Below are 12,389 nucleotides of genomic sequence, written 5' to 3' on the forward strand. Positions count from 1 at the left end.
ACCGGGCTAAGCAACAGCGCCAGAGCGCCGGTAGACCCGTATGGACCAGGAGTGTCCGCCATGGTTGACCGCACGGGAGGCCTCTGCCAGGGTGTAGCGGCTGTCGAGCTGGCGCCAGATCTTGCGCGACTTCATCATGTCGAACATGGAGACCACAATCACGCCCTCCCCGTTGAGGTAGGGTTCGTATCGCATCACCGTTGCCAGCGGATCCTTCAAGTAGTAGAGAACTTCGTTGAAAAGGATGACGTCGTAGCTCTCTTTGGGCTCAAAGGTCTCGACATCACCTTGCTCGAATTGGCTCTTATCGTCTGCTTTGCTGCTCACCGCCAAAGCAATCGCATCATGCGAGAGGTCCACGCCAAGGTATTGGGAGTAACGGGCCGCGTTGAGATGTTGTTTCAGGATGCCTTCACCGCAGCCGTGGTCCAGCACAGGGCCACCGAGTGAAAAAAAATGGCAGAAACTGGCGATGGTGCCGTATCGGGCCAGTTCACTGGAGCGGTTGAGATACGCCCAATGCCCTTCGGTGTATCCCTGGTTCCAGTCTGCCTGGCTGTGCACTTGAATCCGATAGGGCAACCGATCCACCACCCAGTTCGGGGCGTAGGCAGCCAAGGTGCATTTGAGGAGCCGTTTCCAACGGTTCATACGAGTGCTCATGGATACCGCTCTTCGCCCTGTGTGTTCGGTTGATACGAATGATACCGCGAGGGAAACCGGAACTGAATCCCACGCCAGAAGGCGCCGATTGTCACATTCGGAAGGAACGGATCCTTTGAAAGTTGCGCCGAAGCAACTCTGTGCAAGAACCTATTGCAGAGGCCTGAAAGTGAAGGTCAGCCGTGCGTCTGGTTGAGCTGGCGGGCGATGATGTCGTGGTTGAGCCAGAGCACCGGGCCGCCGGGTTCCGAACATTCGCGGAACATCATGGCGCCCGAGGCTTCGATCACGAGTGCACTGAGCAGGTCGGTGATGAGCGCGCTGCGGTCCTTGTGCATGGCCACCAGATCGTCGGAGGCCCCGATCATCAGGTCGGCCAGGCCCTGGCTGTTGGGCATGGGCCAGGCAGCGAAGTCGCCATAACCCTGCATCACATCGCTGGCGTAGAAGTCGGCGATGCGCTGCATCACCACGGCCAGGCCGGCTTCGCCGTCGTTCAGCAAACCGGCACAGGCTGCCCACTGGGCTTCGGCCCAGGCGCCGCCGTTTTCCTTGCGCAGGGCGCGCAGCAGCGAGAACAGGGGCAGCTCCACGCCGGCAAAGATGTCCGACGAGTTGGTGCGGATCTCGGGGCAGTTGAAGACGGTGGCGCGAACGCCCTGCTCCCAGGCGGCCTGGGCGATGCGCTCCAGGCGCATCTTGGCGTAGCCCTGGGTGTAGTTGCTGTAGGTCTGCCACTGGTATTCATCGCCGATGAGGATGCCGGTGCCGTGGTAGCCGTAGGCGCTGTAACGCACCTGGCCGCCGCTGCGCTCGGCGCGCTCGCGGATGGCGGCACTGGCTTCGATGAGGTGGCCAAAGGTGTTGGCCGAAACTTCGTCGAAGTTCTGCAGGATGAGCTTGCCCAGGTCGCTGTCGAGCAGCACCTGCGAAGACTGGTGGCGCTCGCCACGGCCTTTGTAGACGCGGTTGGCGATGGCGAGGAAGACCTTGGCCTTGGGGATGCCGCCGGCCATGGTGTGGGCGAAGAACACGTTGCGGCCGTCGGGGATCATGCCGTCGAGCGTGGCCATGACCTGGGCCAGGGAGGTCTTGAAACGCTGAACACCGATCTCGCGGCATTTTGCGATGTGGTCCCAGTCGAGCTTGTCTTCGGTCCAGGACTTGAGGGTGAGCTTGCCCAGCATCTCGGTGGGCGTGGGCGTGCCGGCGGGCGCGTCCATGTCAAAACCGGCCATCAGGGGCACGTTGATGATCTTGCCGCCCAGGTTCTCTTCGGCGGCGGCGAGTTCTTCGTCGTTGAGCGGGCGCAGCGTGCCGTCGGCCTCGCGGCGGCCCACGGTGATGCCGATGATGCGCATGCCCGCCTGGCGGGCTTCGGCGACAAGGCCGTTGGCGTAACCGCGGCCAAACAGTTCACCGAACAGCACGAACACGTCGCCGGCGCTGAAGATGTTTTTCTGGGGGAGTTGGGTCAGGGCAATAGGACCGTTCATGTCGATTCTGAGGGTGTGTGAAGAGGGAGCACCGCGGCCGGGGCCGGGTCGGTCATGGCAGCCGGGAGCGGCCGGAGCCGCTGCCCGAATGAGGACCGTTCAAGGGGCGTACTCTACCGGAGAGCGGGCGCCGCCGTTTCCGGCCGGTTACCGGCCCATCGGCAGAGGACGCTCAGGCGCTGAGCACCCGTTCCAGCTCGCGCCGCATCACGCCGCGGTCCACATCCACCCCGGTCCAGAGCCGGATCGCAATCGCGCCCTGGTTCACCAGCATGCCCAGGCCGTCGAGCACGGTGCAGCCCGCCGCCTCGGCGGTTCGGATCAGGTGGGTGCGGGGCGGGTTGGGGATGGCGTCGGCCACCACCATGCCGGGGCGCAGCGTGGACCAGTCCACGTCGAGCTGGTCGTCCACCGCCGGGTACAGGCCGATGGCCGTGGCGTTGACCACGATGCCGGTACCCGGGGGGATGGGCATGGCCGGGCTCCAGTGGGTGTATTCGGCGGAGGCGCCTGTTTTGGAGGCGATGAGATCGGCCAGTTCCTGCCCGCGTGGACGCGAGCGGTTGATCACGGTGATGTGCGCAGCGCCGGCCAGCGCCAGCTCCACGGCCACGGCGCGCGCCGCACCGCCGGCGCCGAACAGCGTCACGCGCTGGCCTTCGAGCTCACACACCGGGCGCAGCGCCTCCACGAAACCCTGGCCATCGGTGTTCTCGCCGATCCACAGGCCGTCGCGCATCACCACGGTGTTGACCGCGCCGATGATCTCGGCCGATGGCGCCAGCCCGTCCAGGTGCTCGATCACCGTCAGCTTGTGCGGCAGCGAGCAGTTGAACCCGGCCCAGCCCATGGCGCGCGCGCCGCGCACGGCCGCGGCCAGGTGCTCGGGCGCCACCTCGCAGTTGACGTAGCGCCATTCGAGGCCGTGGTGCCGGTAGGCGGCTTCGATCATGGCCACGGTCGGGTTCTCGGCGGCGGGCTGGGCAAAGGAGCCGGTGAGCGCGTGCAGGAAGTTCATGGCGGATCCTCGGGTGGGCGAAAAGGCGCCCCATCACAACAAAAAAGCCGGCCTTGGGCAAGGCCGGCTTTCCCGGGGTGGTGGGCAAGGGCTTATTTGCCGGCGCGCGCCTGGGCCACAGCGCCCTGCACCTCTTTCCACAGGCCTTCGCCCACGTTCGCCGAAATGCTGGCGTTGATGGCGCCCAGCTTGTCACGCATGCGGCCGGCTTCGGCTGGCGAGAGCTCGTTGACCTGCATGCCCTTGCCGCGCAGGTCGGCCAGGGCCTTGTCGGCTTCGGCGCGCGTGTCCTGGCGTTCGAAGTCGCGGCTCTTCTTCGCGGCGTCGAGCAGGACCTTCTGCTCGTCTTTCGACAGGCCGTCCCACCACTTCTTGCTCACCAGCACGATCCACGGGCTGTAGACGTGGTTGGTCACGGTCAGGTACTTCTGCACCTCGTAGAACTTGCTCGACAGGATGGTGTTGTAGGGGTTCTCCTGGCCGTCGACCGTCTTGGTCTCCAGCGCGGTGAACAGCTCCGAGAACGGCAGCGGCACGGCGTTGGCGCCGAGGGTCTTGAAGCTGTCGATGAACACGGTGTTCTGCATCACGCGCAGCTTGATGCCGTCCATGTCTTCGAGCTTGGTGACGGCGCGCTTGTTGTTGGTGAGGTTGCGGAAACCGTTTTCCCAGTACACCAGACCCACCAGGCCTTTTTCCTGCAGCTTGTCCATCACCTTCTGGCCGACCGGGCCATCGAGCACGGCATCTGCTTCCTTGGCGTTGTTGAACAGGAAGGGGGTGTCCCAGATCGCCATCTCCTTGGTGATGCCGACCAGCGTGGCGGTGGAGCCAACCATCATTTCCTGCGCGCCGCCGATCAGGGCCTGCTGCATCTGCACGTCCGAGCCCAGCGCGGCGGCGCCGATGGCGCGCACCTTCATCTTGTTGCCCGAGGCCTTGGCCACTTCGTCGGTGAACACCTTGGCGGCGCGGCCCTGGTTGGACACTTCGTTGAGGCCGTAGCCGAAGCGGATCAGGCGCGGCTTGATGTCTTGCGCCTGCGCGATGCCGGCACCGAGCGTGGCCAGCGTGAGGGCAGCCGTGAGCGCGAGTTGTCTGAATTTCATGGGGGATCTCCTTCTGGGTGGATGGGCACAAGGCCTCGGGGGTGAACGGAAAACAAACGGGAACGGGCGCGGCTCAGAACATCAGCTTGAGCGGGCCCAGCACGATCGACGGGAAGATGATCAGCAGGGCCAGCATGGCGAAATACACCGCCAGGAACGGCATCACTCCCTTGATCACGGGCTCCATGCGCAGCCGGCCCACGCCGGCCACCACGTTGAGCACCGTGCCCACCGGCGGCGTGAGCAGGCCCAGGCAGCCAACGAAGATGAAGACGAAGCCGAAATAGACCGGGTCGATGCCGGCTTTGGCGGCCAGCGGCGCCAGCACCGGCGCCAGGATCAGGATGGTGGGCGTGAGGTCCATCACCATGCCCACGGCCAGCAGGAACAGGCAGACCACGGCCATGAACAGCATGGGGCTCTGCAGCAGCGGGCCCATGCTCTCGGCGAGCTGGCTGGGCAGGTCGGCCAGGGTGATCATGTAGGACGCTGCCGTGGCCGCGCCGCAGAGGAACATCACCACGCCGGTGGTGCGCGCGGCGTCCACCATCACGCGGTACAGGCGCTGCAGGTTCAGCTCGCGGTAGATGAAGGTGGCCACCAGCAGCGCGTACACCGCGGCGACCACGGCCGCCTCGGTGGGCGTGAACAGGCCGAAGCGCAGTCCGCCGATGATGATCACCGGCATCATCAGCGCCCAGGCGCTCTCGCCCAGCACGCCGCGGCGCTCGGTCCAGCTGCTCTTCTGGGCCACCGGCAGCTGCTTCTTGCGCGCAATGCCGCGCCACACCATCACCAGCGCCACGGCCATCAGGATGCCGGGCACGATGCCGGCCAGGAACAGCTTGCTGATCGAGGTGTTGGTCGTCACGCCGTAGATCACCATCGGCATGGACGGCGGCACGATGGGCGCGATGATGCCGCCCGAAGCGATCAGGCCGGCGCTCGACCCGTCGGGGTAGTTCTGCTTGCGCATCATGGGCAGCAGCAGCGTGGCCAGGGCGGCGGTGTCGGCGATGGCCGAGCCGCTCATGGACGCCAGCATCAGCGACGCTGCAATGGCCACGTAACCCAGGCCGCCGGGGATGTGCCCCACCAGCGAGCGCGCCAGGTCGATGATGCGGCGGCTCAGGCCACCGGCGTTCATCAGCTCGCCGGCCAGGATGAAGAAAGGCACGGCCAGCAGCGGGAAGCTGTCAAACCCGGCCTGCACGTTCTGCGCCAGCAGCTGCGCGTCGAAGAAGTCCAGGTGCACCATCAGCGCCAGCGCGGTCAGCATGAGCGCGAAGGCAATGGGCACGCCCACCGTCATGGTGGCGAAGAGCACCAGCAGGAAGATGGCGACGGTCATGCTTCGGCTCCTTCGGCGTGGTGGTCCTGGCCTGGCGGCGTGTGGCCACGCAGCTCGTTCCAGCTCTGCAGCAAGAGCAGCACCGCCATGCAGCCGCCCATGACCAGCGTGCCCGCCGCCGCCACGGCCAGCGGGTAGTTCATCACCGGGCTGCGGCTGTCCATGCCCACCAGCACCTGCGCCCAGGAGCCGGTGATCAGGTAATACAGCGCGACGGCGATCAGCGCGCGCGTGAGCCAGCGGAACACCAGCGCCTTGACGCCGGTCAGGCGCGCGGTCACGAGGTCGAAGCCCAGGTGTTTGCCTTCACCGAACGCGAGCGTGGCCGACAGGCACACCAGCCACACGAACAGCAGGCGCGAGAGTTCTTCCGACACCACCCAGCCGGTGCCCCAGAAGTAACGCAGCAGCACGTTGCCGAACACGGCGACCACCATGCCGAACAGGCACAGGGCCATCAGGCCTTCGACCAGGTGTTTGAGCGCTTGTCCCATGGTTTTCATGATTCAGGCCTCCGCAGATGAAACGGGTGCCGTGCCGCGCACCCAGCGCACCACGTCGTTCGTCAGCGCGTCAAGCGCGCGGGTGGCATCGAGCCGCAACACGCCGGGCTCGGCGCTCGGGTCTTCGAGCGTGGCGAACTGGCTCGCCACCAGGCTCACCGGAAACAGGTGCGCCGAACGGGCCGCCACACGCTCGCGGGCCTGGGCCTGCGTCAGGTCGAGAAACACGAACCGCAGGCCCGGTGCTGCGGCGCGCAGGCGGTCGCGGTAACGCTGCTTGAGCGCCGAACAGGTCAGCACCACGCCTTGCGGATGGGCCTGCAGATGGGCCGCCAGCGTGTCAAGCCAGGCGGCGCGGTCGTCGTCGCTCAGGGGCGTGCCGCTGCGCATCTTGCCCACGTTGGCATCGGAGTGGAAATCGTCGCCTTCCAGCAGGGGGATCCCCAGCGCCAGGGCACAACGCTGGCCGAGGCTGGACTTGCCGCAACCGGCAACGCCCATCACGACCAGCGAGGCATTTTCAGGTGTTTCAGGCATATGGATAGCGCTATCCCAAACAAAACAAAAAAAGACCTTCGACTTCGAATCGGTACCCGTTTGAAAATGCCTTGTTGCAGCGCAAGGGCAGCGGGAGAATCAGGGTAAATTCGGGTGTCGACAGGCTATGGACAGCGCTATCCTAACGGCAACAAAACCCATGCAGATACAGGGAAAACCCTTGGAACCCATCGAACGCAAGCGCCGCCACAGCGGCCGAGTCACCCTCAGCACCGTCGCCCAGGCCGCCGGCGTCAGCCCCATCACCGCCTCGCGCGCCCTGCGCGGCGAACGGGGCGTGGCCGCCGATCTGGTGGAGCGCGTGAAGCAGGCGGCCGACCAGTTGGGCTATGTGCCCGACCCGGCCGCCCGGGCGCTGGCTTCGCAGCGCAGCACGCAGGTGCCGGTGCTGGTGCCGCTGCTGTCGAACGCGCTGTTTGTCGATGTGCTCGAAGCGGTGCACCGCACCCTGCTCCCGCACGGTTACCAGACGCTGATCGGCGTGACGCACTACGAGCCCGAGGAAGAAGAGCAGTTGCTGCGCAGCTACCTGGCTCACCGGCCGGCCGGCCTGCTGCTCACCGGCTTTGACCGCACCGAAGCCGCGCGCGCCCTGATCGCGGCCAGCGGCGTGCCCTGCGTGCACCTGATGGAACTGACCAGCGCGCCCGGCGTGCACTGCGTGGGCTTCTCGCAGATCGACGCCGGCAGCGCCATCACCGAACACCTGCTGCAGCGCGGACACCGTCGCATCGCCTTCGTGGCTGCGCAGCTGGATCCGCGCACCATGCAGCGGGCCGAAGGCTACCGCCGCTGCCTGCGCCAGCACGGCGTCTACGACGCGCGGCTGGAGCTGCTGAGCCCGCAGCCCTCCTCGATGCGGCTCGGTGGCGAACTGCTCGAAGACCTGCTGCGCACCCGCCCCGAGGTGGACGCCGTGTTCTTCTGCAACGACGACCTCGCGCAAGGTGGGCTGCTGGCCGCGCTGCGCCTGAAAATAGCCGTGCCCGGGCGCATCGCCGTGGCCGGCTTCAACGACCTCTCGGGCAGCGACCAGATGGTGCCGGCGCTGACCACGGTGCGCACCCCGCGCCGGGCCATCGGTGAGGCCAGCGCGCAGATGCTGCTGGGCCTCATGCGGGGCGAAACGCCGGCCCGCAACGCCATCGATCTCGGCTTCGAGCTGATGGTGCGCGACAGCAGCTGAGCCCCGCCGGCCCAACGCGGCCACCGAACGCATGATCGCGCACCGTGAACCTCGGATTGTGGCGTGCGGGCGGGCGAAGGACGCTCGGGCGCTCAGCCCTTGCCCAGCGGCGGCCGGCCAAACAGGCTCGACGCGTTGCTGATCGGGCCCAGTTCGGCGGCCGCGGCCAGCAGGGCCGGCGCGAGTTCGTGCATGCGCGCCGATGTCAGGCGGATGCGTGGCCCGGCGATGCTGATGACACCGATGGCGTCCTTGCGCCGCAGCACGGGCGCGGCCATGGCGCTCATGCCGGGCGCGAACACCTCGTCGATCATCGCGTAGCCGCGCACCCGCGCCGCGTGCAGGTATCCCAGCAAGGCCTTGACGGTGGTCGGGGCCTTGGGGCCATAGTCTGCGGGTGAACCGAAGCCCTGCCGGGCGACCCGTTCCATCGCCTTTTCATCACTCATGGTCAGCAGCCAGGCATGGCCCGAAGCGGTGCAGGACAGGCGCGCGTCCATGCCCATGTCGGGGTCGTAACGCAGACCCTGGCGCATGCCCTGGGCCTTGGCGATCCAGGTCAGCCGGTCTTCGTCGACGATGGACAGCCGCACCAGTTCGCCGGACTTCTGGGCCAGCCGCTCCAGCAGCGGTTCGGCGATGTCCACGATGCCCGCGTTGCTGAGGTACCCCAGCCCCATCGACACCACCTTGGTGGTGAGCACGTAGTCCCCCTGCTTGCGTGCCTGGCGCACATAGCCGCGCCGCTGCAGGTCGCCCAGCAGGCGGTGGCAGGCGCTCAGCGGAATGTCCAGCTCCGAGGCCATCAGCGCCAGGGGCAAGCCACCGGGGTGAGCGGCCAGGTGTTCCAGCAGCGAAAGTCCGCGGTCCAATGCAAGGCTCATGGCAGATAATTTTTCATATCAAGAAATTGATTTCCAATCTGGAAAGACTTTCTCATGGTGACCCAAGAATCGGCACATGGGAGGGTCCGTTCCATGGACCCGCCGGAACACCTGAGGAAGGAAATGTATGCGCAGCAGCCTGAAAGGGATAGGCCGATGGCTGGAGCACCGGCCATGAGCGACACCGTCTACATCCTCAACGGACCCAACCTGAACCTGCTCGGGGTGCGTGAGCCCCACCTGTACGGCAGCACCACGCTGGCGCAGGTCGAGCAGATGTGCCGGCGCGTGGCCGGTGAACTGGGCCTGGCGTGCGAGTTTCGCCAGTCCAACCACGAAGGCGTGCTGGTGGACTGGGTGCAGGAGGCGCGCGAGCGCGGTGCTGCGGTCGTCATCAACCCGGCGGGCCTGTCGTTCCGCTCGATTCCCCTGCTCGACGCACTCAAGACCCTGGAGCGGCCGATCGCGGAAGTCCATGTCACCAACATCCACCGCCGCGATGCGCTCTACCAGCACTCGCTGGTTTCGCTCGCAGCCACCGGCGTGATCTGCGGCTTCGGCCCCTTCGGCTACGAGCTGGCGATCCGCGCGGTGGCGCAGCAACTGGCCACGGCGGCGCATGCACCCGCGTGACCGGTCAACCCATTCCCCGGCGTTTTCACCTCACCCCACAACAGGAGACATCCCCATGAACTTTCCCACCAACCGCCGCGCCGCGCTCTGTGCCGGCGCCTCGCTCGCCGCCGCCGCGATGATGCCGGCCTGGGCACAGGCCCAGCCCACCCTGCGCTTCGCCGCCGTGTTCTCCGACAAGGACATCCGCGCCGACATGATGAAGATGTTCGCCAAGGACATCGAGGCCGACTTCAAGGTCGAGGTGTTCCTCAACTCCACCCTGTTCAAACAGGGCACCGAGCTGGTGGCCCTGCAGCGGAACAACCTCGAAATGGGCAACATCGGACCGCAGGACATCTCCAAGCAGATCCCGGCCTGGTCGCTGCTCACCTCGGCCTACCTGTTCCGCGACGCCAACCACCTCAACAACTTCTTCGCCAGCGACATGGGCGCGCAGATGAAGAAGATGGTCGAGGACCAGCTCAAGGTGAAGATCCTCGGCCCGACCTTCTTCGGCACGCGCCAGGTCGGTCTCAAGAGCAAGAAGAAGATCAACGTGCCCGCCGATCTGGCGGGCGTGAAACTGCGCATGCCGCCGGGCGACAGCTGGCAGCTGCTGGGCCGTTCCATCGGTGCCAACCCCACACCCATGGCCTACGCCGAAACCTACACCGGCCTGCAGACCGGCGCCATCGACGGGCAGGACAACCCGCTGCCCAACGTGCAGAACATGAAGTTCGACGAGGTGATGTCGCAGATCGTGCTGACCTCGCACCTGGTGGGCTACGACCTGCTCGCCGTCAACATGAAAACCTGGGACAGCATGACGCCGGCCAGGCAGCAGGCCTTCCAGGCCGCCGCCAGCAAGGCCATCGCCTGGAGCACGGCGGAGCACCTCAAACGCGAGGCGGAGCTCGCCAACGGCTTCAAGAGCAAGGGACTGGACGTGTACACGCCCAACGTGGCCGCCTTCCGCGAACATGCACAAAAGGTTTATCTGGCATCGGACGAAGCCAGGAACTGGCCGACCGGCATGCTCGACAAGATCAACGCCATGAAGTGAGATGCCCAGAACCCGCCTGTCTTCCCTGCACCGCGTGGCCGAGGCGGTGGCCGCCGGCCTGCTGGCCATCATCTTCGTCGCCTTCATCCTCCAGATCGTCCTGCGCTACGTCTTCAACTGGCCCGTGGGCTGGACCGCCGAACTGTCCGTGGCGGCCTGGCTCTGGCTCGTGCTCTGGGGGGCGGCCTTTGTGCTCAAGGACCACGAGGAGATCCGCATCGACTTCGTGTCGGTGCACGCCGGGCGGCGGGCCCGCATCGCCATGGGCATTGTGGGCTCGGCCAGCATGGTGGTGCTGTTCGGCATATCGCTGCCCGCGGCCTGGGACTACGTGAGCTTCATGAAGGTCGAGAAAAGCTCGTACATGAACATCCGGTTCGATGTGCTGTTCTCGATCTACATCCTGTTTTCGGTGGCCGTGATCGCCCGCCACCTCTGGACCCTCGGCCAGCTCCTGCGCGGCAAAGATCCCGCCAACGTCGAAGCCCAGCCCGCCCCATGAACTTCACCAGTCCCTTCTCGCTGGCCCTCGGCGCCATCGTCGTTCTCAGCCTGCTCGGCGTGCCGATCGGCCAGGCCATGATCGGTGGCTCGGTGCTGTACCTGTACCTCAAGGGCATGGACATGGGCACCGCGGCCGAGCAGTTGCTCAACGGCACCTACTCCAGCTTCCTGCTGCTGGCGATCCCGCTGTTCATCCTGGCGGCCACCATCATGAGCACCGGCAGCATCCTGGACCGCCTGCTGCGCTTCTGCAACGCCATCGTCGGGCGCTTCCCCGGCGGACTGGCGCAGGTCAACGTGCTGCAGAGCATTGTGTTTGCCAGCATGTCGGGCTCCGCCCTGGCCGACGCGGCCGGCTCGGGCAAGATGATGCTGGCCATGATGACGCGCAACGGCCAGTACACGCGCGGCTTTGCCGCCGCGCTGACCGCCGTCTCGGCCGTCATCGGTCCCATTCTTCCGCCCTCGATCCCGCTGGTGCTGTATGCCCTGGTGTCGGGCGCCTCCATCGGTTACCTGTTCATCGCGGGCGTGTTGCCCGGGCTGCTGCTGGGCGCCGTACAGATGGGCCTGATCTATTTCCTGGCCAAGCGCCGGAACTATCCGGTCGAGGCCAGGGTGGCCCTGCGGGAGATGCCGGCCATCACGCGCGCGGCGTTTCCGGCCCTGATGTTGCCGGTGATTTTGCTGGGCTGCCTCTACAGCGGCATCACCACGCCGACCGAGGCCGCGGGCCTGGCGGCGGCCTATGCCCTGCTGATCTCGGTGCTGCTCTACCGCAGCATCGGCTGGCGCGACATGTACGACGCCCTGCTCACCAGCGCGCGCACCAGCATCTCCATCGGCATGCTGATCGCTGGCGCCCTGGTCTTCAACTTCGTCATCACGGCGGAGAACATTCCCGCATCGCTCAGCGAGATCCTCAAGACCCTGGACCTGTCGCCACAGGGTTTCCTGTTGCTGGTCAACCTCATGCTGCTGGTGCTGGGCTGTTTTCTGGAAGGCTCCACCATCATTCTGGTGATCCTGCCGGTGCTGCTGCCCACGGCGACGGCGCTCGGCATCGACCCGGTGCACTTTGGCGTGGTGGCGGTGCTCAACATCATGATCGGGCTCGTGACCCCGCCCTACGGCCTGCTGCTGTTCATGATGACCAGGATCGCCGACGTGTCGCTCGTGGAACTGGTGCGCGAGGTGATGCCTTTCCTCGGGGTCATGCTGGGCGCACTGGTGCTGATCACGCTCTGGCCCGACCTGGTGCTGTTCCTGCCGCGCCTGGCGGGCTACTCGGGCTGAGCGATTCCGCTGGCTGAGTGCACCGTGCCCGACGCAGCATGTTGCGTGCTCGCGGCCAGCGCGTCTGCCACCGGTATCCCCTGTGCAGGGTGCTGCAACACCTGGGCTCGCTGAGGCGGTCATCCGGGCCCGCGCCAGCCGCC

General features: G+C 66.1%; 13 protein-coding genes. 5 read left to right on the forward strand and 8 right to left on the reverse strand.

The window, feature by feature from the left end; genetic code table 11:
* Positions 1 to 6 precede the first annotated feature (6 nt).
* The 7 genes from AC23D4_RS06650 to AC23D4_RS06680 all read right to left on the reverse strand — a co-directional run bounded on the left by AC23D4_RS06650 (position 7) and on the right by AC23D4_RS06680 (position 6,677).
* Positions 7 to 663, reverse strand: a complete 657-nt coding sequence (locus AC23D4_RS06650) for a class I SAM-dependent methyltransferase (RefSeq protein ID WP_487623713.1) — start codon at positions 661 to 663, stop codon at positions 7 to 9.
* A 176-nt stretch (positions 664 to 839) separates the two neighbouring features.
* A complete protein-coding gene (locus AC23D4_RS06655; RefSeq protein ID WP_472888132.1) occupies positions 840 to 2,159 on the reverse strand; it encodes an enoyl ACP reductase FabMG family protein in 1,320 nt (439 codons plus the stop codon).
* A gap of 172 nt (positions 2,160 to 2,331) precedes the next feature.
* A complete protein-coding gene (gene aroE, locus AC23D4_RS06660) occupies positions 2,332 to 3,177 on the reverse strand; it encodes a shikimate dehydrogenase (protein WP_472888131.1) in 846 nt (281 codons plus the stop codon).
* Positions 3,178 to 3,269: 92 nt separating this feature from the next.
* Positions 3,270 to 4,286 (reverse strand): TRAP transporter substrate-binding protein, encoded by a 1,017-nt coding sequence (locus tag AC23D4_RS06665; protein WP_472888130.1) that lies wholly within the window; start codon positions 4,284 to 4,286, stop codon positions 3,270 to 3,272.
* A 73-nt stretch (positions 4,287 to 4,359) separates the two neighbouring features.
* Positions 4,360 to 5,637: a TRAP transporter large permease gene (locus tag AC23D4_RS06670; RefSeq protein ID WP_472888129.1), complete on the reverse strand. Its 1,278-nt coding sequence runs from the start codon at positions 5,635 to 5,637 to the stop codon at positions 4,360 to 4,362.
* Positions 5,634 to 6,140 (reverse strand): TRAP transporter small permease, encoded by a 507-nt coding sequence (locus AC23D4_RS06675; protein WP_472888128.1) that lies wholly within the window; start codon positions 6,138 to 6,140, stop codon positions 5,634 to 5,636. The genes AC23D4_RS06670 and AC23D4_RS06675 overlap by 4 nt, the downstream gene beginning before the upstream one ends.
* A gap of 3 nt (positions 6,141 to 6,143) precedes the next feature.
* Positions 6,144 to 6,677 (reverse strand): gluconokinase, encoded by a 534-nt coding sequence (locus AC23D4_RS06680; RefSeq protein WP_472888127.1) that lies wholly within the window; start codon positions 6,675 to 6,677, stop codon positions 6,144 to 6,146.
* A 181-nt stretch (positions 6,678 to 6,858) separates the two neighbouring features.
* On the opposite strand from AC23D4_RS06680, the gene gntR reads away from it, so the two are divergent.
* The gene (gene gntR / locus AC23D4_RS06685) at positions 6,859 to 7,884 is read left to right on the forward strand and encodes an HTH-type transcriptional regulator GntR (protein WP_472888126.1); all 1,026 of its coding nucleotides are present in this window, start codon (positions 6,859 to 6,861) and stop codon (positions 7,882 to 7,884) included.
* A gap of 92 nt (positions 7,885 to 7,976) precedes the next feature.
* Here gntR and AC23D4_RS06690 read toward each other — a convergent pair whose 3' ends face one another.
* Entirely contained in the window at positions 7,977 to 8,768 is a 792-nt protein-coding gene (locus AC23D4_RS06690) for an IclR family transcriptional regulator (RefSeq protein WP_472888125.1), read from the reverse strand.
* Positions 8,769 to 8,942: 174 nt separating this feature from the next.
* On the opposite strand from AC23D4_RS06690, the gene AC23D4_RS06695 reads away from it, so the two are divergent.
* Genes AC23D4_RS06695 through AC23D4_RS06710 form a run of 4 tightly spaced genes read left to right on the forward strand, consistent with a single transcriptional unit; the run spans position 8,943 to position 12,246 of the window.
* Positions 8,943 to 9,401 carry a type II 3-dehydroquinate dehydratase gene (locus tag AC23D4_RS06695; protein ID WP_472888124.1) on the forward strand — a complete coding sequence of 153 codons (459 nt, stop codon included), beginning with the start codon at positions 8,943 to 8,945 and terminating at the stop codon, positions 9,399 to 9,401.
* Between the two features lie 55 nt (positions 9,402 to 9,456).
* Positions 9,457 to 10,446, forward strand: coding sequence for a TRAP transporter substrate-binding protein DctP (dctP, locus tag AC23D4_RS06700; RefSeq protein WP_472888123.1), 990 nt, complete (start codon positions 9,457 to 9,459; stop codon positions 10,444 to 10,446).
* A gap of 1 nt (position 10,447) precedes the next feature.
* A complete protein-coding gene (locus AC23D4_RS06705) occupies positions 10,448 to 10,948 on the forward strand; it encodes a TRAP transporter small permease (protein ID WP_472888122.1) in 501 nt (166 codons plus the stop codon).
* A complete protein-coding gene (locus tag AC23D4_RS06710) occupies positions 10,945 to 12,246 on the forward strand; it encodes a TRAP transporter large permease (protein ID WP_472888121.1) in 1,302 nt (433 codons plus the stop codon). Before AC23D4_RS06705 ends, AC23D4_RS06710 begins: the two co-directional genes overlap by 4 nt.
* Positions 12,247 to 12,389 lie beyond the last annotated feature (143 nt).

The sequence above is a fragment of the Hydrogenophaga sp. L76 genome (assembly GCF_057654755.1).